This is a genomic window from Nocardia vinacea NBRC 16497, assembly GCF_000308835.1.
Lineage (GTDB): Bacteria > Actinomycetota > Actinomycetes > Mycobacteriales > Mycobacteriaceae > Nocardia > Nocardia vinacea.
In genome coordinates this window covers 1-23,844 of record NZ_BAGN01000425.1, presented here as the reverse complement: position 1 = coordinate 23,844, position 23,844 = coordinate 1, and the positions used below count along the sequence as shown (strand labels likewise).

The window sequence follows — 23,844 nt, the reverse complement described above, 5'->3', positions numbered from 1 at the left end:
ACCTCCGCTCGAGCGTCGTTGCTGTCAGAGGTTCACATGCCATCGACCGGCAATGACGGTGCCCGGATCGCCCAACGCGCGTAAGGGTTTCGGGCGATGTACGACCAGCGCCGAGGCTAGGACTTCGCCCCCTTCTCATACGCCTTCATCAGTTCGCGGCGCAGGATCTTGCCGCTGGGGAGGCGGGGGACGAGTTCGAACGAGACCGATTTCGGGCATTTGTAGTGGCCGAGATGTTCGCGGCAGTAGGCGATCAGGGCTGCGGCGAGGTCCGGGCCCGGGGTGGCTGGGGCGGCGGGTTGGACGACGGCGTGGACGCGTTGGCCGAATTCGGTGTCGGGGATGCCGATTACGGCTACGTCGTCGACTGCGGGGTGCAGGGTCAGTACGTCTTCGATTTCTCGGGGGTAGATGTTGACGCCGCCGGAGAGGATCAGGTCTGTGCGGCGGCCGGAAAGGTAGAGGTAGCCCTCCTCGTCTACGTATCCGAGGTCGCCGAGGGTATTCCAGCCTTTGTCGTTGTATGCGCTCGCCGTCTTGTCCGGGTCGCGGTGGTAGGAGAATTGCCCGGCGTCGCTGAACCAGATCGTTCCGATCTCGCCAGGCTTCAGTTCGTTGCCGCCGTCGTCGCAGATGTGCGGGATGCCGCGCAGTGGTTTGCCGACCGAGCCCTTGTGGGTCAGCCAGGTCGGGGTGTCGATCATGCAGAATCCGGTGCCCTCGGTGCCACCGTAGAACTCCACCAGCTTCGGACCGAACCAGTCGATCATCCGCTCTTTCACCTCGACCGGGCATTGGGCAGCGGAGTGCACGACCGCGCGCAGACCGGATACGTCGTAGCGCGCTCGCACCGTTTCGGGGAGTTTGAGCATGCGCACGAACATGGTCGGCACGAACTGGCCGTGGGTTACGCCGTGCCGTTCGATCAACCGCAGTGCGTGCTCGGCGTCGAATTTCTCCATCACCACGGCTGTTCCGCCATTGCGAATGGTGCCGATAGTCCACGCGAGCGGCGCGGCGTGATAGAGCGGGCCGGGACTGAGATAGACGGTGTCCCGGTCGAAGCCGAAGGCGGCGGCCATCCGGTGGTCGATCGGCAATCCCGCGCCGAAGGGCAGCCCGGAGATCTCGGGCAGGCCGCCCTTCGGGCGGCCGGTCGTGCCGGACGAGTAAAACATGTAGTAGCCCTCGGTCTCGTCCTCGATCGGGTCGACGGGACAGCCCGCGATCGCGTTGTCGAGGCTCCGCACCCCGGATATGTCGCCGGTGACGATCCGCTCGAGACCGGGCAGCGCACGGCCGATTGCCGCGGCCGAATCCTCCAGGGCCGGCGCGGAAAGCAGAACGCGGGCTTCGCAATTCTCGACGATGTAGATCGCCTCGGACTCGGACAGATGCCAATTCACCGGGGTGTAGAACAGGCCCGACCGCTGCGCGGCGAACACGATCGGGAACATGTCGATCGTGTTGTCGAACAGCAAGGCGATGTGATCGCCGGTGCGCAAACCGCGCGCCCTGAACATCCGCGCGATCCGGTTGGACCTGGCCTCGAGGTCGCGGTAGGTGAGTGCGGCACCCGAACCGCCCATGATGATCGCGGGCTTGTCCGCCAGCTCCGCCGCCAGTGTTGTGAGCCGCATCGCTCGCTCCTGATTGTTCGGTTCCGTTGTCCCGGTTCAGCTTTGCCGCACCCTTGATCCAGCATGGTCACCTGGACCCGGCAGTCGATATCGTGCGACAGTAGTTTCGCCACCGGTGCGACGAAGTCCGACCGGAATTACCTGCGGTGCAGTGGTTTCGTAGTGCGTCAGCACCGCGCGGCTCGCCACCTGCGAAATTAGAGTATCCTTAATCGACGCTTCGGATCAAGGATCGCCGGAATCCGCGCGGCAACTGATCGAACGGTCTACCGGAACGCGGAGAGGTTCTCCGAGCGAGTCGGCTATCGAATCACCCTGGCGTCCACCGGGTTCGGGTGACGATCCGTTCGACCAGTCGCTCCCAACCATCAGCCAATTGCTTTCGCGCATGGGCGGTATCGGCCGCGGTCGTGGCGTGCAGGTAGAGCAGGACGGGGGCTTCCAAAGCCGCAGTCAACTGAATGGCGAGGACATCGGTGTCCGGACTGTCCACGCGCGCCTGGTTCAGCAGCATGCGGACGTGGAATTGGGAGATGGTGGCCGCGCCGACCGGGATCGGCTGGTTGGCGTCCAGGGATGCGCGGGCGATCGCGATATGGTCGAACAGGAAGTCCAGGCGAGCTCGGCCGTAGGCGATCAATCGCTGGATCGGGTCGGCGCCGGGGCCCAGTGGCGGTGGGCCCGACAGTACCGATTGCTGGAAGGCTTTTTCGTCCTCGTCCATCAGGGCGTGGAAGATGCCCGCCTTGGTCCGGAATCGGCGGAATACCGTTCCCTTGCCGAGTCCGGCACGTTCGGCCAATCCATCCATCGTGACTTTTTCGACGCCGAGTTCGTCGACCAATTGGCGCGCCACATCCAGCAGATGTCGTCGATTACGTGCGGCATCGCCGCGTTCGTTACGCGGCAGGCCGAGGTGTAGCGCAGTCGGTTCCACGAGTTCCAAGTTACCGCCGGGAATGAAAGCGGGGTAAAGTCCGCTTTTGATTCTGTTCGCGTTTGCCCGCTCACCGCCCTCCGGTCGAGCGATTGGACTAGGAGTTCTCGATGAACGTCTTCCTCTGGATCCTCCAGGGCCTGTTGGCCGTGGTCTTGGTGGCCGCCGGCGCCACGAAACTCGCCCAGCCGCGCGAAAAACTCGCCGCCAAAATGTCCTGGGTCGAAAGCTTCACCGACCAGCAGGTGAAGGCGATCGGCGCGGTCGAGGTGGTGGGCGGACTCGGCCTCGTGCTGCCAGCGCTCACCGGAATCGTCCCGGTACTCACCCCGATCGCCGCGGTCGGCGTCGCGATCATCATGATCGGCGCCGCCCTGACGCACGCGCGCCGCAGCGAATGGGCCGAAATCGCGCCCAGCGTGGTGCTGTTCGTACTTGCCGCCGTGATCGCGTGGGGCCGGTTCGGCCCGTACTCGTTCTGACGCCACCAGCTGATGGCGGGCGGATGCGCGGCTACCGCTGGCCGCGCATCCGTTCGCGCAGCACGAACTTCTGCACCTTGCCCGCGGCCGTTCGAGGCAGTTCGTCGACGATGACGAGCCGCTCGGGTGTCTTCTGCCGTGCCGAACCGGTTCGGGCGAAATGCCTTCCGATTTCGTCGAGATCCAGTGCGCAATCCGCGCGCAGCACGACAACGGCACAGACCCGCTCGCCGTAGCGCTCATCCGGTAAGCCCACCGCGACCGCCTCGGCCACCGCCGGATGCTGTGCGAGGACGTCCTCGACCTCCTTCGCGGAGATGTTCTCCCCGCCGCGAACGATGATGTCCTTCTTGCGGTCGGTGATCGTCAGATAGCCGTCGGCGTCGAGGCGGCCGATATCGCCGGTGCGGAACCAGCCGCCCGGCAGGAACGCCGCGGCGTCCAGTTCCGGGTCGGTGTAGCCGAGGAACAGCTCGCCGCCACGGGTGACGATCTCCCCCTCCGGCACATCCATGCCGTCCGCGTCCACGAGGCGCACCTGGTTGCCATGGGTCACGCGGCCGTCGGTGTTGGCCCGCTTGATCAGCGGATCCGACGGTCGCCCCGAACTGATGGTGGGATGCTCGCTGGAACCGTAGGAACGGAATGCGGCGATACCGGCGCGATCGGCACGGGTTATGAGCGCGGGCGCTACCCCGGCGGCGCCGACGAGGAACTCACGCAATGTCGTGAGGGAGGCGGTGCCGCGGTCGCGTTCGTCGAGCAGTCCGGAAAGGTATATCGGTGCGCCGACACCGGACGTCAGGGCGTATTCGTCGACCAGCGCGGCTGCCCGGGCGGCCTGCCAGGCATCGAGTACGACGGTCTCGTCGCCGTGGATCACGATGCGCAGTAGCCCGAGCAGTCCGGCGACGTGTCCGGCGGGGAACAACGCCAGATGCCGTGCCGCGTGCCCGCTTTCACGCAGTGTCAGTTGCGAATCCAGCTCGGCCAGTAGTGACGCATGCGAGTGCTGTACGCCCTTCGGATCGGCCGTCGTCCCCGATGTGAAGACGAGCAACGCACGATCCGACGGGCGCACCTCGGGGCGCAGGTAGGGGTGGTCGGTGAGATCACCGAACGGGATCATCCCCTCCGCCGCCTGCTCATCCACCACGACAACACGTAGCCCAGGCAGTTCTCCGAGGCTCGCGATCATTGCCGCATGATCGCGACCGCGACGGACACCGGGCACCACGAGTACACACGCCCCGGACCACCGGAGTATGAAGCCGAGTTCCCTTGTGCGGTAACTCAATACGATCGGCAGCAGCACCGCACCGCACAGTGTGACGGCTGTCTGCGCGACCGCGCCCTCGTACCAGTTCGGCAGCTGCACCGCGACGATGTCGCCCGGCCCCACCCCGAGCCCCTGCAGCGCACCCGCCACCCGCGTCGCGTCGGAGACCAACGCACAGAGTGTCGTCGAAACCGTCCGCTCGGTTCCGGCGAAAACCACCGGCACTCCCCCGTGCTCGGCGGCGCCGCGCTCGATCTCCGAAATCAGCGTCCGGATCTCGCTGGTTGTCACCGGGATTCCCGGGGTAGCCCCAATCCCCGCTCCGCGACCTGTGTCCGCAGGATCTCGTTCGCACCACCGGCGATCGTGTAGGCACGCGAATACAGGTGCGCGTCCTGCCACCAGCCCGCCGCCACCGCATCCGGGTCGGCCTCGGTCAGTAGCCCGTCCGTGCCCTGCAGCCGCATCCCGAATTCGACCAGGTCGTAATTGAGTTCGCTGAAGAAGATCTTCCCGATCGGGGCGTCGGCGGGCTGTTCGGTGTGATGCAGCATCCGGGATTGGGCGAGGCCGACCATTGCCGCGTTGACATACACCCGCGTGGCGAGCTCACCGATCGCCTGCCGCGTGGCGGAATCCTCCAGTGCGGGCCCGCCGCCGACCGATGTCGCCCCGGCCAGCCGCAACAGATCGTCGAGCGCGGCGAACAACTCCACCCCGCGCGCGGCCACGCCGGAGCGCTCGTGTCCGAGGCTGCTCATCGCCACTCGCCAGCCGTCGTCCACCCGACCGATCACATTCGCCACCGGAATCCGGACACCGTCGAGGAATACCTCGTTGAAATCGGTGGTACCGGTGATCTCGCGCAGCGGCCGGATGTCGACGCCCGGACTGCGCATATCGAGCGCAAATGCCGTGATGCCCTTGTGTTTCGGTGCATCGCGGTCGGTGCGCGCGAGCAGATATCCCATATCGGCGTGCTGCCCGTTGGTGGTCCAGACCTTCTGGCCGTCGATGACGAATACCGCGTCATCGCCTTCACCCTCGAGCCGCGCCCGCGTCTGCAATGCCGCCAGATCACTGCCCGCACCCGGCTCACTGAACAGCTGGCACCATACGTCTTCGCCGGTGCGGATGCGGGGCAGGAAGCGCGCCCGCTGCTCGTCGGTGCCGAAGTCGATCACCGCGGCCGAGGCGAGCGCGGCCGCGCCGATCGGCTGCCAGGTGCGGGCGCGGGTGATCTCCTCGACGACGATGAACGGTTCGAGCGGATGCGCGTCGGGCCGACCACCGTATTCGGCGGGCCAGTTGATGCCGAGGAAGCCCGCGTCGAACAGCTTCGCGGTCCACTCGCGGATGGCGGGCATGAGTTCGGGTTCGGGCGCGCGCACACCGGTGTGGGTCTTGATTCCCGGCGCGTGCTCGGCGACGAATGCCCGCACCTTCTTCCGGAACGCTTCGAGTTCCGGCGTGGACTCCAGCTGCATCGCTATCTACTCCTCATCGTCGGGCACCACGACCTCGCGATGGGGCCACTCTAACCCACTGTTCAACCTAGGATTCGCGCCATTCTCCGCGATACATCTTGATCGAACACTCAAAAGAGTATACTCCTTATCAAATGAAAGGATCCGCGATGAGTACGACCCTCGAGCCCGAGCAGGTATCGGCGGGCCGCCCACTCACCGGCCGCCGCGCCGTGGTGACCGGTGCGGCCACCGGAGTCGGCGCCGCGGCCGTTGCCGCATTCCTGGACGCCGGCGCCAGTGTCGTCGGTCTCTTCCACCACACGCCGCCGCCGGACGAGTTGAAGGGGCGCTGCGACTGGTTGTCCTGCGATGCGCGCGACCGCGCTTCCGTCGACGCCGCCTTCGAATCGGCGACCGCGATCCTCGGCGGACTCGACATCCTGCTGAACGCGGCGGGCGTCTGGCAGCCCAGCACCCCGGAGAAGCTGACCGAGGACGAGTTCGATTTCGTCCTCGACGCCAATCTCCGGACCACGATCCTCACCAACCAGGCGGCGTTCGAGCGCATGCGCGACGCCGGTGGGCGAATCATCAATCTCGGTTCGGGCGAGGCGATTCGCGGAAATCCGCTCGCGCCGCACTACGCGGCCGCGAAGGCCGGTGTGCAGGCGTGGACCAGGTCCGCGGCCGCGGCGTGGGGAAGGTTCGACGTCACGGTGAACGCACTCGCACCAGCGGTCGAGACTCCCGGCACCGACCGCTTTCGGGAGCATCTCGGCCCCGCGGGTTCGGCCGCGCTCGCCGAACGCCTGCGGGAGACCATCCCGCTGCGCGGCGAACTCGGTGATCCGTACGCCGACCTCGGGCCGGTCATGGTATTCCTGGCCGGACCGGGATCGCGCTATATGACCGGCCAGTTGATCGCGGTCAGCGGTGGATTGCAGATGCTGGGCGCTTGATGCCCGGTGAGTGAGTGACAAACAGTGGCCCTAATCTCGTCACTCACCCACTTTCCCCCGCACGTCGCACGCACTTTTGGCCAACCGGCCAGTAGACTGAGGATCCGCAAAGTCCGCATTGAGGAGTTGGCCCATAGTGACTGCCGTCGACGTCGAGCCCGCCGACAGCGAGCAGGACTCCGACCTCACCACCGTCGAGACCGGCGCACCGGTCGGCAAACTCGCGGCCCAGATCGCCCATCGTATCGAGGCGGATGTGATGCGCCGCGGCTGGCCGGTCGGTGAGTCCTTGGGGTCCGAGGTGGACCTGCGCGAACGCTTCGGGGTCAGCCGCGCGGTGCTGCGCGAGGCGGTGCGGCTGGTCGAACATCACCAGGTCGCCAAGATGCGGCGCGGTCCCAATGGCGGCCTGTTCGTCTGCGCTCCTGATGCGGGCCCGGCGACGCGAGCCATGGTGATCTACCTCGAGTACGTCGGCACCAGTGTGTCGGACCTGCTGCAGGCCCGGTTATTGCTCGAGCCGATCGCGGCGGGGCTGGCCGCGGAACGGATCACCGAAGAGGGTATCGATACCTTGCGAACGGCCCTCGAATACGAGGTCCGGCACGCCGACGAACCCGGGGTTCAGTCCCAGGATCCGCTGCATCCCATGCTCGGCGAATTATCCGGAAATCCGGTGCTGCACTTGTTCATCGACGTGCTGACCCGCCTCACCGCACGATATGCGAATACCTCACGCAGGCTCTCGAAGGCAGAGATCCTGAGCTCCAAGGAGACCTCACGCATCGCGCACCGGGCCATCATCGATGCGGTCATCGATGGCGACGGCGCGCGGGCGCAGACGGATCTGACCGCACATCTGGAGTCGGTGGCCGCCTGGATCGAAAAGCACCGGGTGCGTCGCGGTCCGCGGGTCGCGGGCAATGTGATCGAGCCCGAAATGGTCGAGGGGCCGCGGGCAAAGCTGGCCGAAGTGGTCGCCGCCAGGATCCACGACGATATCGCTGCGCGCGGCTGGCAGGTCGGTATGGTGCTCGGCTCGGAGACCGATATGCTCGCCCGCTACGGGATCAGCCGAGCGGTGCTGCGCGAGGCCGTCCGTCTACTCGAATACCACGCGGTCGCCCAGATGCGCCGCGGACCGGGCGGTGGACTGGTCGTCACCGAGCCCGAACCGCAGGCCAGCATCGACACGATGGCGCTGTTCCTCGAATACGAAGGCGTCACCGCCGACGATCTGCGAATCGTCCGCAATGCCATCGAACTCGGCATCGTCGCCCGGGTGACCGCCCGCTACGCCGACGGCGATAACGAAGTGGCGCAACGTCTCGCGGCGGCGGTCCGGTGGCCGACCGAGGGTCCGGCCGACGACCCGCGCAAGGCCGACCTCTTCCACACCGAGTTGGCCGATATGGCAGGCAATCCGGTACTTTCGCTGTTCCTGTCGATCATCACCGAACTGTTCCGCCGCCATGCGGCCGGACATGATCAGCCGCTGCCCGGCGACACCGCCGCCGAGGAGGTCGAGCACGTGCACCAGCTCATCCTCGACGCGATCGTCCAGGGCGATGCCGGAATCGCCCGGCACCGCATGCGCCGCCACCTCGACGCACTCGCTCCTTGGTGGCACTGAACCCTCCAGCCGGACCGAATTCCGCAGCGCCACTGAAGTTTCGGCGGCCGGGACGCTATCCACTCCGTTGTCCGCGTCCCGGCCGCCGGGTCCGGATCAACCGCTGACGCTGAACCGGGCCAGTTCGTGGGCCACCATGCCGTCCAGATCCGGGGCAGGTGGTGCGGGCAGTTCGACGGCGCGGTCCCGCGTCGGCAACAGCACGACGGCGGTACCGGGTGTGGTGATCTCACCCCGCTGGTTCTCGCAGCGCACCTCGAGGTGAATCTCGTTGCGCCCGTCCACCTGTCGCTTGTCGACGACCGTGCCGCGCACCCAGGTGGTGTCGCCGATGTAATTGAATTTGCGGTGCTCGCAGCGCAGTTTCCACAGCCAGCCGTCGTCGCCGACCCAGTCGGTGAGCAGATGGCACAGCCAGGTCTCGCGCATGCCGCCGTAGTCGTAGGAGTTCGGCAGCCCGAGTTCCTGTGCCCGCGCGGGTTCCCAGTGCAGGCGCTGCACGGTATCCGGAATGTTCAACCCGTTGGCCGGGTACAGGCCCGGGGCTTTGCGCCGGATATTCGCGGCGATCTTGAATGCGCCCGGCGGGGTGAGCTGCATACCCCAGCCCAGATGCCAGACGACCACATCGGTGGTGGTCAGCGGCCCTTTCACCTTGGGCTGCACCACCTCGCCGACCGCCACGTCCTCCCAGTAGCGCGGTTCGGCGCCGCACCTGGTCTCGGCCGCGTACGCCGCGTCGATTTCGGCGAGTTGTGCTGGTGTATAAGGGGTTTGCTCCAGTTTCTCTTTGGCCCGCTTACTCGAGGTGTGCCGCTCGGCATTGATCCAGGTGCCGCGCCGCACAGCGTGCATCTCACCGGATCCGTTGGTGTACAGGTAATCCTGGGTGACGTGCGCGGTGCGGCCGCCGAAGCTGCTGTGCTTGGGCTGGACGCCGACCTGGGTCTGCAGCACCCGGCTGCGGTCACCGAGGCGCAGCGGCTGCCACCACTCGAATTCCATTACCGCCTGATAGGAGCCCAGCCCGGCGAAGGGGTCACCCTTCAGCAGTGCCTTGGTTTCGGCGTCCGGCTTCGGCGCGGCATCCTCGCCCATCGTGTAGAGGAAGGTCGGCGGCGCGATCAGCGAACCCCAGCGGGTCTGCGCCGCGTAGTCCGGATCGCAGTACAGCGGATTGTCGTCGCCGTAGCCGAATGCGAAGTGGCGCACGCCATCCCAGGTCACCTGGTAGTTGTGCGGCGGATTGCGCTGCGGATTCGGTATGCCGAGACGGCGGCGGGACCGCTCGATCGCCTGGTCGGTCAGCACACCGAACTGTTCAGCGGGCTTGTCCTCGGTGCTCGTCACAGATCCTCCTCGATCGTTGCGGTCAGGCCGTCGTGCGTTCGGCGAGCTGGGCTCGCACGATGTCCAGTAGCTCCACGCGGCTCACCTTGCTCGACGGTGTACGCGGCAATGCGTCGAGCACGAGGATGTGCGCGGGCACTTCGTAGGGCATCAGCTGAGTACGGCAGAGGGCGACGAGTTCGGCCACCGCGGGCGGCGTGCGTCCGGGTTCGACTTCGACCGCCGCCACCGGCACCGCGCCGAGCCGCGGATCGGGCAGACCGGCGACGGCTGCCTCCCGCACCGCGTCGTGCGCTTCGAGCACGCGCTGGACCGTCTCCGGCTGCACCTTGAAGCCGCCGCGGATGATGGCGTCATCGGCGCGCCCCTCGATCCACAGGAAGCCGTCCGCGTCGATCCGGGCCAGATCACTGGTGCGCACCCACACCGTGCCGCCCTGCGCGGTCTGCTCGGTGCGGACCTCGAGCCGTCCGGTCTGCCCGGTCGGCAGTTCACTGCCGTTCTCGTCTGTCACCCGGAGCTCGACGCCGTCCAGGGCGCGCCCGGTACTGCCGACCTTGCGATCCCACCACTGCTCGTGCATCGGCAGCGTCCACCCGGCGACCGCACCGGCGAATTCGGTTGCGCCATATGTCATCAGGACGCGCAGACCGTATTTCTGAAAGAACGCGTCGGCGAGTTCGGGCGGGCAGGGCGCGGTGCCGGAGGTGACCACCTGCAGGCTCGCCAACCGCTGCTTCGGCACATCGGCCTCCAGCACGGTGCGCAGGGCCGCGGGCACCAAACTCACCGCTCGCAGTTCGTGGCGTTCCACCGCACGCAGCCACGGCTCCAGGGCGAATTTGGACATGAGGATCATGCGACGGCCGGTGGCCAGGCAGGCCAACGCGCGCCACAGTCCGCCGATATGCACCAGCGGCGCGGATACCAGTGCCGCCGACCGCGTCAGCAGCCGACCCGGCTTCGGCGTCTGCCCGCCCGAAGCGAGCGCCTGGTCGAGCTGTCCGACCCGCAGGTGCACCCGCTTCGGCGGACCGGTCGTGCCGGAGGTGAGCATTTCGACGGCCACGCCCGGATTGCCGGGCGCGTCGGGTGCGGCGGTACCACCCGCAGGACGCAGTGCACCGTCGGTGCCGAGTTCCACAGCGAGGCCGTGCGCGGTCACCGCGGCGAGTACGCCCGCACGGGCCAGCGCCTCCGCCCCGGCGATAACGACGGGGACCTCGCAGCGGGCGATATCGGCCGCGAGTCGGGCTGCGGGCTGCAGCGGACTGAGCATCACCACACAGCGCCCGGAGGCGATCACGGCGGCGACCACCGCGACGTGTTCGGGCCGGTTCTCGAGCACCACGCCGACGCGGGCGTCGGGATGCAGACCCGCGGCATCGAGGGCACCGTTCACCGCCCGCGCCGTCTCCTGGACCATGCCCCAGGTCCACCACCGCTCCTCGTGCTCGATGGCCTCGGCATCGGCGGGCGCCTCGGCGAGCAACAGGGACAGTCGGTCGCGAATTCCCATGTGATCAGCCTTTCGGAAGGCCGAGCACCTGCTCGGCGAGAACGTCGGTCATGGTGTTCGACTCCGTGCGATAACGCCGCATCGGGTGCGTTGCTCGGACCACTCCGTGTGCGCGGAGATCGAGTCCACGAGCTCACCGTCGAGATAAGAGTACACTGATTTATTGGATCGAACAGACAACCGGGGAGCCTGATAGATCACATCCGTGGTGTGAACATGCGGATGCAGGCGACAAAATCTCGCCTCTGCGCTACACGATTCGAGCATTGTTCAGTCAATCGCAACGCCAGATCGGATGGCGGCGAACTGATGCGATACACCAACACGCTATCGCTCAGCGATCTATTTCAGGGCACCGATATGGCGGGCGACCGATCATTTCGCCGATGTCCACCTGCGAGTCGCTACGAGAAGACTTGGCGCAGTGCGGATTCCAGGCCGGGCGAACGCCGTCGACGTCCCCCGGCCCGAACCGCTCAAATTCCGACGAGGTCGGCCAGCCGCGCCCGATGCGAAGCCGGGCCGCCGAACAACTGCTCGGACGACTTCGCGCGCTTCAGATACAGGTGCGCGTCATGCTCCCAGGTGTATCCGATGCCGCCGTGGATCTGGATGTTCTCCTTGGCCGCATGGGTGCCGACCTGCGAGCAGTACGCCGCCGCCAATGCCGCGGCCGTCGACAGCTCGGTCGAACCGGCGGCCGCCACGGTCGCGGCATGGTAGGCGGCCGAGCGTGCGGCCTCCACCTCGAGCAGCATGTCCGCACACTTGTGTTTGACGGCCTGGAACGAGCCGATCGGCCGGTCGAACTGAACCCGGATCTTGGCGTATTCGACCGCGGCGTCCAGACATGCCTGCGCCACACCGACCTGCTCGGCGGCCAGCGCGACGACCGCGAGATCGAGCACGCCCTGCAGGTATGCCGACGCATCAGTGGGTGGGCTGATCCGTTGCGCCACAGCATCGTTCAGGTCGATCTTGGCCAGCCGGCGGGTCGGATCGAGTGTCTCCAACCGGGTTCTGGTCACCCCGGCCGCAGTTCCGTTCACGGCGAACAGTCCGACTCCGGCCTCGCCGCCTGCCACGACGAGCAGCAGGTCGGCCGAGTCGCCGTCGACGACGAACATTTTGGTGCCGGACACGGTCCAGGCCTCGCCCACCCGCGTCGCCACGGTGCTGACGTCCGCGAGCCGCCACGAGCCGCTCTCCTCGGCCAGCGCCAGTGTCGCGGTCAGCGACCCGTCGGCGAGCGCGGGCAGCCAGCGCGCCTTGGCCGCCTCGTCACCGCAAGTGGCGAGCGCCTGACCGGCGAGTGCGACCGTCGCGAAATACGGCGACGGCAGCAGCGCTCGCCCCATCTCCTCGAGCACGATGCCCAGCTCGACCGGTCCGCCGTCGGAACCGCCGTACTCCTCCGGCAGTGCCAGGCCGTGCAGGCCGAGTTGCTCGGCCATCTGCTGCCACACCGCGGGATCGTGACCGGGTTCGGTTTCCATCCAGTGCCGCACCGCCGCGCTCGGCGATTTGTCCGCCAGGAATCTGCGCACGGTAGCGCGGAGTTCTTCCTGCTCCGCCGTGAAAGAGAAAGCCATCACTGCAGCTTCGAGCGCAGGTAGACGTCGAAATCGGGCATCCGCGACCGGTCAACGATCTCGAGCCGCACACCCGAAGGCGACAGGTGATAGGCGAAGATCGACGGCTCGCCGTCGACCACCGCGCAGGCTTCCAGGGCGAACCCCGCCGCCACCAACCGTTTCGATGTGGTCGCGACGTCATCGCAGAAGTAACCGAGATGGTGCGTCGCGACGTGCGGCGGCGCCGCCGTCCACGGTGTCCCTGGGATCTCCTGCACCAGTTCGATGTGCGGGGCGTCGAGCGAATACGTGAAGCTGAGCTGCATCACCCGCTCGCCGTCGGCCAGCCGGACCGGCACCTCGGCGGTCTGGGTCGCGGTCCACCGGTAGCCCGCGAGCTCGGTCATCTGCGTCTTCCATGCCTCGATGTCCGGCACCACGATCCCGGTGTGGTAGAGATCCGCCGCGCGAAGTATTTGTGTCACAGTGGAATTCGCCATGGCGGTCACCACTCCAATCGCAGCGACTGGATGCCGTACATATTGCCGTGCTGCGAGAGCTCCTGTCCGTCCACGATCCGATACTCCGGAATCCGCTTGTGCCACTCCTCGACCGCGACATTGAGCTCCAAGCGCGCCAGATGCGAGCCGAGGCAACGGTGCGGACCCGAGCCGAAGGCGATGTGGTTGGTCGCGGTGCGGTGCAGATCAACCTCCAGCGGATTCTCGAACCGCTCGGGATCGCGATTGGTGACCGCCAGCGGCAGCATCACCATCTCGCCCGCCTTGACCGGGCAGCCACCGATCTCGGTGTCCTGCATAGCTTTCCGCGCGGGGACCACGAAAGAGTAGACGCGCAGGATCTCCTCGACGCTCGTCGCGATCAGCGACGGGTCGGCGATGATCGCGTCGCGCTGCTCCGGATGGGTGGCGAAGTGATAAAGGGCCCAGCCGATGGAGATCGGGACCGTATCGAAGCCCGCCTGGAACAGCAGAATGCAGAATGCGTGCATATCCGCATCGCTGATCGGCTCGCCATCGATCTCGTAATCCAGTGCACGCGAGAGCAGATCGTCGCGCGGGGCCTCGCGCCGCAGTGCGATCTGCTCCTCGAAATAGTCCGACACGGCGCGCATCGCGGCGAGTTGTCTGGTCCCCTCCGGATCCTCGTCATAGGGCAGGTGCAGCATGTCGTGCACCCAGTCCAGGAATATGGGCAGATCCGCCTCGGGCAGGCCGACCAGCCGCATGAAGATGATGGTCGGGAACCGGCGGGCGAATTCGTCCAGGACATCGGCACTGCCGCTGTCCTTCAGCTGATCGATCAGCTCGATCGCGACCTGCCGGATCTCCTCCTCACGGGCGGCGATGGTCTTCGGGGAGAAGTCATTGCCGAGCAGTCGCCGCCATTTCGTGTGCACGGGCGGATCGAGCATCTCCGGAATCCACAGGAAACGGGGATTCGGCTCGAGCGCGGTCACCGAGGTGTTCGAGAAGGTTCGCCAGTCCTGCAGCGCCTCCTGCACCGCCCGGCCGTCCGTGACGACCCAGTATCCGCGCGCGATGGTGCTGCGGAATCCGGAATGGGTGCGGGCGACTTCATCCCATCGCTGCTGATGACTCAGGACCGGACCGCCGAGCCGGTTGTCGAAGTGATAGGCGGGGACACCCTCGTAGGTGCCCTCGGGCTCGAGCGCAGTGCTCATAACTGCGCCTCGCTGTCGCTCGGCTCCGTCATGACCACTGACGTGGCTGTGCCTATTGCTCGCTCGCTCATCGCTGATCCTCTCTGGAAGGCCGCCGCGCCGGGCGCTGTATTCGCGTCTCCGCGGGCCGGTGGGCGTTACGACCGCACCCGTGCCGCGTCGCAGCCTCGTAGTACGTCATGCGCATACCGTGACCCGGCATGCCTCGACTCGTCGTGCTGGTCCAATATACCGGCCAGCCCTTATTTCGTAACCTCTTTTGCCTAGCGTCGACGAACTCTTGCTCGTCACCCTCTGAAACAACTCGCAATTAGCAGCCTATTTGATGGCAGATACGAGTCTGGGCGCTATCCCATGGGATGGACGTTCAGCTTCGAAGAGGACACTTTTACTTCCGCATGCCTGCGATGCGGAAGCGATCAGGTGACCGCGCCGTCGATCTTCAGCGCGATCAGCTCCTCCTCGGTGAGACCGATCTCGAGCAGGACCTCGTCGGTGTGTTCGGCGAATTGCGGTGCCCGCGTGAGAGTTACCGGCGTCTCGTCGAACTGGACCGGGTTGGCGACCAGTTCACGATCGACGCCGTCGGCATCGACGACCGAGGCGATCAGATCGTTGGCACGCAGCGCCGGATCCTGGCCGACCTCCCACGCGTTCTGCACCGCCGCCCACTGCCCTTCCCCACTGCCCAGGATCTCGACCCACTCGGCGAACGGCCGCGCCGCGATGATCTCGGCGACGAGCTCGGCGGCCTGTGCCGCATTGGCCATCAGCTTCTCGGTGTTGTCGAAGCGTTCGTCGGCGGCCAATTCCTCGCGACCGGCCAGCCTGCAGAACTCGGGCCAGTAGCGGCCGGGCTGCAGCATCGACAATTCGAGCCAGCGCTGGTCCGAGGTGCGGTACGCCCCGATGAGCGGATTCGTGGCCGAACCGTGCCGCGGCGGCGAATTCACCGGCAGCGGACCACCGTTCATCAATGCGAGATTGACCGTGAACTGTGTGGCCCAGGCGCCGACGCCGAGCAGCGAGACGTCCACCACCGACGGCTCCCCCGTCATCTTGCGCGAGTAGAGCGCAGCCGCGATACCACCGGCAATGGTCATGCCACCGATCGAATCGCCGTAGGCGCCCGCGGGCATCCGGGTCATCCGGTCGGCGCCGGGCGGGGTCACCCCGGCGGCGCTGCCGCCGCGCGCCCAGAATGCCGTGCTGTCGTAGCCGCCCTTGGTCGCCTCCGCGCCGCGCACACCGAAGCCGCTGCCCCGCACGTAGATGATATCCGGATTGATCGCGCGCACGTCCTCGAGATCGATCCGCAGTTTCGCTCGCGCCTCCGGCAGGAAGTTCGTGAGGAATACGTCGCTGCTGCGGATCAACTCCTCCAACACCCGGCGCGCGGACGGCTTCTCCAGTGCGAGACCGACACTGCGTTTGCCTCGGTTCGGCCCCTCCATGATCGGAAAGAAGGACGACCCGGCACTGTTCGCCTCGTAACCGAGCACCCGGACCAGTCCGCGCTGGGCATCACCGCGTTCCGCGTGCTCGATCTTGATCACGTCGGCGCCCCAGTCCGCGAGCACCGCACCCGCCGCCGGGACGAAGGTGAATTGCGCGACCTCGAGTACGCGCACGCCCTGCATCGGTTTGTGCATCGAACCAGCTCCTCTTAGCGTCGGTATTTGAAGAAGAGTATCCGCTATTCAACGGACACCACAAGGTTGTGCAGGGTCAGACCGCATCGGTCACCCCTGGTTTCGGTGGCACTATCCAGGCCACGAGATGCTCGACATCCGCGGCCGTCGGCACCTGTTCGGTCCACAGGAACTGCTCCATGACGGCGAAGATCGCACAGGCGGCGACCATGGCGTCACGGTCCGGATCCGGGCTTCCACCCGCACCGAGTGGCACCGCGAGCAGTTCGGCGATCTGACGGCGCAGCTCAACACCGCCGAAGGCCGACCGGCCGTCGCGGGAGGTATTCCGCAGCACCGCACGGGTCGTCGCGGCTACCTCCGGATCGGCCGCCTGCTTGAAAACCACCTGAACACAGGCCCTGACCTGGTCGACCGGGTCGGTGTGCCGAGCGCAGCGGCGCCGGATATGGCCGAGCAATCGCCTGGCCCCGTCGTCGGCGATCGCGGCCATGAGATCGTCCTTGCTCCGGAATGCCCGGTAGAAGGCGTCGTTGGAAACCCTTGCCCGGCGGACGATCTCGACGATTCGCGGATTCCCGTTCGGATCGGCCCGCATCAGCTCCATGCCGGCGTCGAGCAGGCGGCGCACTTCATCCCGCGCAATCGCGTACCGATCCCCCGTACGCCGCCGCACCGCCCGGGCCACCAGGGATTCGCCACCGACCGGGTCGTCCTCGACGTGTGGACTCGTCATATAAAAGAGTGTACTGTTCGAATACCGATTCACCAGAATCGTTTTCTTGCACGGTGGTATGGCGTTCTGTCGAACGGAGTGGGCATGGCCGACGGGTCACAGGTGGTAGGACCGAAAGTGGGCATTGCCGATCCCGCCGATATCGCGCGTCGCGCGGCCGCGGCGATCGGCCGTCCACTGCACGACCTGACGCAGCTGACCGGAGGTACCTCGAGCCTCACCTACTCGGCCGTGACCGACGAGCGGGTTCGCGTCGTGGTCAAGGTCGCCCCGCCGGGTCTCGAACCCGTCCGGAACCGGGATGTGCTGCGCCAAGCCCGCGCACTCACCGCACTCGCCGAGGTGCCCGATGTGGCCGTGCCGAAGGTGCTCGGTTCCGACGTCGGCGCACCGCCGGAGATCCCGCCGCTGTTCGTCATGTCTTTCGCGGACGGCGAAGGTTACGAACCCCGCCATATCGCGCTCGAACGTCGCCCCGCTCCGAACGAGGTGCGCGCGCGGGCCGCGGCGGCCGCCCGCATGCTGGCAGCCCTGCACACCGTCGGGCCCGCCGAATTGGGCATCGACGAACCCGCGGTCGCCCTCGACACCGAGGTCGAGCGGTGGCAGCGGGCCTTCGCCACCTGTGCGCTCGAACCGGACGCGGAGCTCGACGAAGTCAAGTGCCGGACTCTGCTCACCGCGGCGATTCCGAAGCCACTGCCGCCCGCGCTACTGCACGGCGACTGGCGGCTGGGCAATATGCAATGCGTCGGGACCGAGATCCGGGCGGTGATCGACTGGGAGATCTGGTCGGTCGGCGATCCGCGCCTGGACCTGGCGTGGCTGCGACTGATGTCCGATCCCGCCCATCCGACGGCCGTCGCGCCCGCGGCCCCGACGCTCGAACCCGACGAACTGCTCGCCGCGTACGAGACGGCGCGCGGCACACCGGTCGCGGACCTCGGCTGGTTCGACGCCCTGGTCCGCTACAAACAGGCCGCCGCATCCGCGCTGCTGGTCAAGAACGCCGAGCGCCGCGGCCAGGTCACCGAGCGGGTGGAACGGATGCGCCACGGCATCCCGCCGTTGCTCATGGCCGCCCGCACCTACCTCACCCACTGATCCCTTTCGGAGGACCGATGCTGGATTTCACGATCGAACCCGAGTTCCAGGCCAAGCTGGACTGGGCCGCGGAGTTCGTGCGCAAGGAGGTCGAGCCGCTCGACCTGCTGTTCCCGCACGGCGGCGACCCGTACGACACCGGTAACGAAAAGGCCCGCGCGATCCTGCGGCCGTTGCAGGAACAGGTCCGAGCGCAGGGCCTGTGGGCCTGTCACCTCGGACCGGAACTGGGCGGGCCGGGCTACGGTCAGGTCAAGCTCGCCTACCTCAACGAGATTCTGGGCCGGTCCTATTGGGCGCCAACGGTTTTCGGCACCGCCGCACCGGACACCGGTAATGCGGAGATCCTGGCCATGTTCGGCACCGAGGAGCAGAAGGCCCGCTACCTGCAGCCGCTGCTCGACGGCGAGATCGTCTCCACCTTCTCGATGACCGAGCCGCAGGCGGGCGCGGACCCCAAGGAGTTCGTATGTCGCGCCTGGCGCGACGGGGACGAATGGGTGATCGACGGTGAGAAGTGGTTCTCCTCCAACGCCCGGTACGCGTCATTCCTCATCGTGATGGCCGTCACCGATCCGGATGCGCCGCCGCACGCCCGCATGTCGATGCTGATCGTGCCCGCCGAGACGCCCGGCATCGAGATCAAGCGCAATGTCGGCACCATGGATGAACGCGACGCCCTCGACGAGGGCATCCACGGCTATATCCGCTACCACCAGGTCCGGGTCCCGCTCGACGCCATGCTCGGCGCACCCGGCGAGGGCTTCAAGGTCGCCCAGGCCCGCCTCGGCGGCGGCCGCGTCCACCACGCCATGCGCACCGTGGGCAAATGCACCCGCGCCTTCGACATGATGTGCGAGCGCGCGATCTCGCGCCGCACCCAGGGCACCCTGCTCGCCGATAAGCAGGCGGTACAGCAGTTCATCGCGGACTCCTGGATCGAATTGCAGCAGTACCGATTGCTGGTGCTGAACACCGCTTGGATCATCGACACCCAGCCGCACGGCGCCGCCCGCACGCAGATCGCGATGTGCAAGGTCGCCATGGCGAAGGTGCTGCACGACATCATCCAGCGCGCGCTGCACCTGCACGGCTCGCTCGGCACCACCAATGAACTGCCGCTGGCGAAGTGGTGGATGGCCGCCCCGAATCTCGCCCTGGCCGATGGCCCGACCGAGGTGCACCGCACCACGGTCGCCAAGCAGATGCTGAAGAAGTACCGGCCCGCCGAGGGACTGTTCCCCAGCGAACACATCCCACCGAAGCTCGAGGATGCGCGAAAGCGCTACGCGCACATCATCAATGACGACAGCCTCAGCGGCGGGGTGAACGCATGACGGCGGAACTGTTCGATCTGTCCGGCAAGGTCGCGCTGGTCACCGGCGGCAGCCGGGGCCTCGGTCTGGAAATGGTGCGCGCCTTCGCCGCCGCGGGCGCGGACGTGGTGATCACCAGCCGCAAGCTCGACGCCTGCGAGGTGGCCGCCGAGGAGGTCCGCGAACTGGGCAGGCGCGCACTGCCGTTCGCCGCGCATGTCGGCCACTGGGACGACCTCGGCCGCCTCACCGACGCGGCCTACGAGGAGTTCGGCAAGGTCGACATCCTGGTCAACAATGCGGGTATGTCGCCGCTGGCGCCGTCCTCGGAGGAGACCAGCGAAGAGCTGTTCGACAAGGTGATCGGGGTCAATTTCAAGGGCCCGTTCCGGCTCGCGTCGCTGATCGGGCGGCGCATGGCCGACGGCGACGGCGGCTCGATCATCAATATCTCCTCCTCGGGAGCACTGCTGCCGCAACCGCGATTCGGCCCTTACGCCGGAGCCAAGGCCGCCCTGAATGTGCTGACCACCGTCTTCGCCCAGGAGTACGGTCCGAAGGTGCGGGTCAACACCATCTCGGCGGGGCCGTTCCTCACCGATATCTCCAAGGCCTGGGCGGAGGAGAAGCGACATATCACCCGTAGTGCGCTCGGCAGGCCGGGTAAGCCGGCGGAGATCATCAGCACCGCGCTGTATCTCGCCAGCGACGCCTCCAGCTACACCACCGACGCACTGATCCGGGTCGACGGCGGATTGTACTGAGGGCTGATCCGATTACCGGAGAGCGCAATTGACATTCTCGGTGGAGAATAATGTTGATCTTGGACCGAAAGGTGACCTCATGCCATTGACCGAAATAGATGCGAACACCGCGCTGGTCGTCGTCGACCTGCAGGATGCGGTGGTAGCGCTGCCGACCGTGCACTCCGCGAAGTCGATTGTCGAGCAGTCGATCCGGCTGGCCGACGCCTTCCGTAAACGCAACCTCCCGGTCGTGATCGTGACGGCGGCCGGTGTCGCGCCCGGCCGCACCGAGGCGAGCCGCGGTGGCGGGGCGGGCCGACAGTCCAGCTCGGCGGCTGCGCGTTCAGCGGCCGAGGCCGTCGCGCTGCTGGCCGAGTTGGGGCCGCGGCCGGGTGATCACACCGTGATAAAACGGGTCTGGGGCGCGTTCCACGACCCCGCGCTCGCGGCGTGGCTACGCGAGCACGACGTCACCCAGGTCGTGGTTACCGGTATCGCCACCAGTATGGGCGTCGAATCGACCGCGCGTGGTGCGCACGAGTACGGCTTCAACGTCACGATCGCCACCGACGCGGTGACCGATCTGGATCAGGAAGATCACGACTACGTGCTGCGCAAGGTGTTTCCCAAGATCGCCGAAACCGGTACCACCGACGAGATACTCGCCTTACTCGACAGGTCCACGATCAGCGCATGAATCTCGCCGAGACCGCGGCCTGGACCAAGCTCCGGACCCATCAGCGTGACCTTCGCGAAACCCGGCTGCGCGAATTGTTCGACCGGGAACCGGGGCGCGGACCGGCGATGACCATCGAGCACAGCGGCCTGGTACTGGACTACTCCAAAAATCTGCTCACTGCCGAAACCCTGGACCTACTCGTCGAATTGGCCGATGAGCGCGAACTCGGGACCGGCATCCGCGCCATGTTCACCGGCGAGCCGATCAACACCACCGAGCAGCGTCCCGCACTGCATACCGCGCTGCGCGCGCCCGCGGCACGCAGCATCGAGGTCGGCGGACGCAATGTGGTCACCGACGTACGAACCGTCCTGGACCGGATGAGCGCATTCGCCGAGCGGGTGCGCTCTGGGCAGTGGCGCGGCGCCACCGGTGCGCCGATCCGGGCGGTGGTCAATATCGGCATCGGCGGGTCCGACCTCGGGCCCGCCATGGCCTACCAGGCCCTACGCGAATTCGCCTCCGAGACATTGGATGTCCGGTTCGTCGCCAATATCGACGGCCACGACATCACCCGCACCCTGCACCACCTCGATCCGGCCACCACCCTGTTCGTGGTGTCGTCGAAAACCTTCACCACGATCGAAACCCTGACCAACGCCCGCACCGCCCGCGAATGGCTACTGGCCGCGCTCGACGACCCGGCCGCCATCGCCCGGCATTTCGTCGCGGTATCGACCAATGCCCGCCAGGTCGCCGCGTTCGGTATCGACCCGGCCAATATGTTCGAGTTCTGGGACTGGGTCGGCGGCCGGTATTCGCTGCATTCGGCGATCGGTCTATCGCTCATGCTCGCCATCGGTCCGGACAACTTCCGCGGCATGCTCGCCGGAGCGCATTCGATCGACGAGCACTTCCGCACCGCCCCACCGCGACAGAACATTCCGATACTGCTCGGGCTCATCGGGATTTGGTACCGCAACTTCTGGCACGCCCATACCCACGCCGTTCTCCCCTACGACCAGCGGCTGTCGCGACTGCCCGCCTACCTGCAACAGCTCGATATGGAGAGCAACGGCAAATCCGTCGACCGCCAAGGCCTTCCGCTCGGCTACGACACCGCGCCGATCGTATGGGGCGAACCGGGTACCAACGGCCAACACGCCTTCTATCAACTTCTGCACCAGGGCACCACGACCGTGCCCGCCGACTTCATCGGAGTGCTGCGCCCGCGGCACGATCTGACCGAGCACCACGACCTGCTCATGGCCAACCTCTTCGCACAGACCGAAGCCCTGGCCTTCGGCAGCGCCGATGACACCGGTCCACTGCGGGGCCATCGCGACTTCCCGGGAAACCGGCCGAGCAACACCCTCTTGCTACGCCACCTCACCCCGTACACGCTCGGCCAGCTCATCGCCGTCTACGAGCACAAGATCTTCACCCAGGGCTGGATCTGGGGCATAAACTCCTTCGACCAATGGGGCGTCGAACTCGGAAAGGTCCTCGCCACAAAGATTTACGCCGAACTCACCACGAATCAGTCGAGTGCACACGACAGCTCGACAACTGCGCTGGTCGATCGGTACCGGCACGCCCGAAAGTAACCGACGGATCCACCGCACCGACAGCGGTCTTCGCTGCCTACGTCGCAGGCCCCCACGATGGCCGTACGGCGACGGCGGCGCTGGCCGCAACGATAGCGAAAGCCACGGAATACACAGTTGCCGAGGATATTTCGAGGCCGCCGACCCGCATTGTGAACGCGGCGATAGTCACCGACGTTCCGGGGTGCGCCTCACCGCGTTCGGGCTATCGGCGCGCCCGATCCATATCGGCCCCCGTCTACATCGGCATCAGCCCAGCAGTTCCATCGCCTCGTCGAGCAGCAGCGGCAGGGCGGGCAGCATGCGTTGGTGCATATCGTTCCACTGGCCGGACTTGCGGCCGCGTTTGATCAGCAGTGCAGTCGCGGCGGACTCCTTGTATTTGGTCAGCGCCTCGAACCATGGCAGGTCCCGCAGGGCGGCGCCACGCGCCTCCTGGTAGGCGTCGACCAGTTCGGCCATACCCGGCATGCCGGTCGGCTCATCGGATACCGACGCCGGATGCGCGGCCTCGTCGGTGAAGAAGGTCAGCCAGCTGACATCGATTCTGGGGTCGCCGAGGGACCAGATTTCCCAGTCGATGATCGAGGTGATGCGGTCTGCTTCGCACAGTGTGTTGCCGAGCCGGTAGTCACCGTGGGTGAAGACCGGTTTCATGGCAGCGGGCACGGTGGCGTGCAGGCGGTCCGCGACCGCCTCGTAGCCGGTGCGCAGATCATCCGATACCGTGGTGAAAGCCCTTGTCCAGCGGTCGATCTCAGCGTCGAGGGAAACCGCCGGCTCGGTCGCGAGCGCGGTGTGCTCCGGGTTCACTCGATGCAGATCGGCGAGCATTCCGGCCGCGTCGAATGCTCGGGTCCGGACCTGGTCGGCGGGCACGGTGCCGCGCGGCACGAGCACCGGTTCGACGCAGGTGCCGGGCACCAGGTCCATGGCGACGAACGGCGGGACCGTCGGCGGTGCGCCCGCATCGTGGAACAGGACCGTCGGCACCCGCACCCCTGGCCGATCCGCCAGCGCTTCCATGATCCGGGCCTGGCGCCGGACATCTCGGTTGCGGACCGGCGCCAGGCCCGGGGGCGCGACCTTCAGCACAACACGCTCGTATCCGGCTGGGGCACCGAATAATTCGGCCACGTACGTCAGGCTCGACGTTCCGCCGGTGAGTGGTTCGACACCCACTACGGTCGCGCCGGGTGCCCAACCGCGGACCGCGGCGGCGGTGCGCGCGGTCAGCTCCTGCACCAACTCCGAACTATTCGCGACAACGCTCATGCCCACTCACCCTTGTCATTTCGTCGGTACGATCGGCGAACCATATGTGCGGGTCCGGGTTTCAGCACCATCGCTCGCGACGAGGTCGATGCGCATCCATGCAATGCTCTGGGCGAGAAAGCGTTTCGCGCCCGCGACCCGTGCGGTGGCGATCAGATCGCAGGTGCCCTCCGAACGGATGC

Annotated in this window: 20 protein-coding genes; 8 read left to right on the top strand and 12 right to left on the bottom strand. The window is 66.6% G+C overall.

Going from position 1 to position 23,844, the window contains the following annotated elements; all coding sequences use genetic code 11:
* Window positions 1-116: 116 nt before the first annotated feature.
* Window positions 117-1,640, bottom strand: coding sequence for an acyl-CoA synthetase (locus tag ON44_RS44120; RefSeq protein ID WP_040701275.1), 1,524 nt, complete (start codon window positions 1,638-1,640; stop codon window positions 117-119).
* 310 nt (window positions 1,641-1,950) lie between these two features.
* The gene (locus ON44_RS44115) at window positions 1,951-2,577 is read right to left on the bottom strand and encodes a TetR/AcrR family transcriptional regulator (RefSeq protein ID WP_040701354.1); all 627 of its coding nucleotides are present in this window, start codon (window positions 2,575-2,577) and stop codon (window positions 1,951-1,953) included.
* Between the two features lie 110 nt (window positions 2,578-2,687).
* On the opposite strand from ON44_RS44115, the gene ON44_RS44110 reads away from it, so the two are divergent.
* Window positions 2,688-3,059, top strand: coding sequence for a DoxX family protein (locus tag ON44_RS44110; protein ID WP_040701274.1), 372 nt, complete (start codon window positions 2,688-2,690; stop codon window positions 3,057-3,059).
* A gap of 31 nt (window positions 3,060-3,090) precedes the next feature.
* Here the strand turns inward: ON44_RS44110 and ON44_RS44105 are convergent, their stop codons facing one another.
* Window positions 3,091-4,629: an AMP-binding protein gene (locus tag ON44_RS44105; RefSeq protein WP_245567563.1), complete on the bottom strand. Its 1,539-nt coding sequence runs from the start codon at window positions 4,627-4,629 to the stop codon at window positions 3,091-3,093.
* Window positions 4,626-5,825 (bottom strand): acyl-CoA dehydrogenase family protein, encoded by a 1,200-nt coding sequence (locus ON44_RS44100; protein ID WP_040701273.1) that lies wholly within the window; start codon window positions 5,823-5,825, stop codon window positions 4,626-4,628. The genes ON44_RS44105 and ON44_RS44100 overlap by 4 nt, the downstream gene beginning before the upstream one ends.
* Before the next feature lie 149 nt (window positions 5,826-5,974).
* Here ON44_RS44100 and ON44_RS44095 point away from each other — a divergent pair, with 149 nt between their 5' ends.
* Window positions 5,975-6,766: an SDR family NAD(P)-dependent oxidoreductase gene (locus ON44_RS44095; RefSeq protein WP_051183383.1), complete on the top strand. Its 792-nt coding sequence runs from the start codon at window positions 5,975-5,977 to the stop codon at window positions 6,764-6,766.
* A 232-nt stretch (window positions 6,767-6,998) separates the two neighbouring features.
* Window positions 6,999-8,399 (top strand): FadR/GntR family transcriptional regulator, encoded by a 1,401-nt coding sequence (locus ON44_RS44090; protein ID WP_245567564.1) that lies wholly within the window; start codon window positions 6,999-7,001, stop codon window positions 8,397-8,399.
* Window positions 8,400-8,495: 96 nt separating this feature from the next.
* On the opposite strand, the gene ON44_RS44085 is transcribed toward ON44_RS44090, so the two are convergent.
* The 7 genes from ON44_RS44085 to ON44_RS44055 all read right to left on the bottom strand — a co-directional run bounded on the left by ON44_RS44085 (window position 8,496) and on the right by ON44_RS44055 (window position 16,935).
* A complete protein-coding gene (locus ON44_RS44085; RefSeq protein WP_040701272.1) occupies window positions 8,496-9,749 on the bottom strand; it encodes an FAS1-like dehydratase domain-containing protein in 1,254 nt (417 codons plus the stop codon).
* A gap of 22 nt (window positions 9,750-9,771) precedes the next feature.
* The gene (locus ON44_RS44080; protein WP_040701271.1) at window positions 9,772-11,268 is read right to left on the bottom strand and encodes a class I adenylate-forming enzyme family protein; all 1,497 of its coding nucleotides are present in this window, start codon (window positions 11,266-11,268) and stop codon (window positions 9,772-9,774) included.
* A 476-nt stretch (window positions 11,269-11,744) separates the two neighbouring features.
* On the bottom strand, window positions 11,745-12,860 hold the full coding sequence (locus ON44_RS44075) for an acyl-CoA dehydrogenase family protein (protein WP_040701267.1): 1,116 nt from the start codon (window positions 12,858-12,860) through the stop codon (window positions 11,745-11,747).
* Window positions 12,860-13,342: a VOC family protein gene (locus tag ON44_RS44070; protein ID WP_040701344.1), complete on the bottom strand. Its 483-nt coding sequence runs from the start codon at window positions 13,340-13,342 to the stop codon at window positions 12,860-12,862. Before ON44_RS44070 ends, ON44_RS44075 begins: the two co-directional genes overlap by 1 nt.
* 5 nt (window positions 13,343-13,347) lie before the next feature.
* Window positions 13,348-14,547: a cytochrome P450 gene (locus tag ON44_RS44065; protein ID WP_040701265.1), complete on the bottom strand. Its 1,200-nt coding sequence runs from the start codon at window positions 14,545-14,547 to the stop codon at window positions 13,348-13,350.
* A 419-nt stretch (window positions 14,548-14,966) separates the two neighbouring features.
* Entirely contained in the window at window positions 14,967-16,199 is a 1,233-nt protein-coding gene (locus tag ON44_RS44060; RefSeq protein ID WP_040701263.1) for a CaiB/BaiF CoA transferase family protein, read from the bottom strand.
* A gap of 76 nt (window positions 16,200-16,275) precedes the next feature.
* Window positions 16,276-16,935: a TetR/AcrR family transcriptional regulator gene (locus ON44_RS44055; protein ID WP_051183373.1), complete on the bottom strand. Its 660-nt coding sequence runs from the start codon at window positions 16,933-16,935 to the stop codon at window positions 16,276-16,278.
* Window positions 16,936-17,019: 84 nt separating this feature from the next.
* Here ON44_RS44055 and ON44_RS44050 point away from each other — a divergent pair, with 84 nt between their 5' ends.
* The 5 genes from ON44_RS44050 to pgi all read left to right on the top strand — a co-directional run bounded on the left by ON44_RS44050 (window position 17,020) and on the right by pgi (window position 22,387).
* Window positions 17,020-18,039 (top strand): phosphotransferase family protein, encoded by a 1,020-nt coding sequence (locus ON44_RS44050; RefSeq protein ID WP_040701261.1) that lies wholly within the window; start codon window positions 17,020-17,022, stop codon window positions 18,037-18,039.
* 17 nt (window positions 18,040-18,056) lie between these two features.
* On the top strand, window positions 18,057-19,376 hold the full coding sequence (locus ON44_RS44045; protein ID WP_040701259.1) for an acyl-CoA dehydrogenase family protein: 1,320 nt from the start codon (window positions 18,057-18,059) through the stop codon (window positions 19,374-19,376).
* Window positions 19,373-20,119 carry an SDR family NAD(P)-dependent oxidoreductase gene (locus tag ON44_RS44040; protein ID WP_040701257.1) on the top strand — a complete coding sequence of 249 codons (747 nt, stop codon included), beginning with the start codon at window positions 19,373-19,375 and terminating at the stop codon, window positions 20,117-20,119. The genes ON44_RS44045 and ON44_RS44040 overlap by 4 nt, the downstream gene beginning before the upstream one ends.
* 79 nt (window positions 20,120-20,198) lie before the next feature.
* Window positions 20,199-20,798, top strand: coding sequence for a cysteine hydrolase family protein (locus ON44_RS44035; RefSeq protein ID WP_040701255.1), 600 nt, complete (start codon window positions 20,199-20,201; stop codon window positions 20,796-20,798).
* Window positions 20,795-22,387, top strand: coding sequence for a glucose-6-phosphate isomerase (gene pgi, locus ON44_RS44030; protein WP_040701253.1), 1,593 nt, complete (start codon window positions 20,795-20,797; stop codon window positions 22,385-22,387). Before ON44_RS44035 ends, pgi begins: the two co-directional genes overlap by 4 nt.
* Before the next feature lie 249 nt (window positions 22,388-22,636).
* On the opposite strand, the gene ON44_RS44025 is transcribed toward pgi, so the two are convergent.
* Window positions 22,637-23,662 carry a phosphotransferase family protein gene (locus ON44_RS44025; RefSeq protein ID WP_040701250.1) on the bottom strand — a complete coding sequence of 342 codons (1,026 nt, stop codon included), beginning with the start codon at window positions 23,660-23,662 and terminating at the stop codon, window positions 22,637-22,639.
* Window positions 23,663-23,844: the final 182 nt, after the last annotated feature.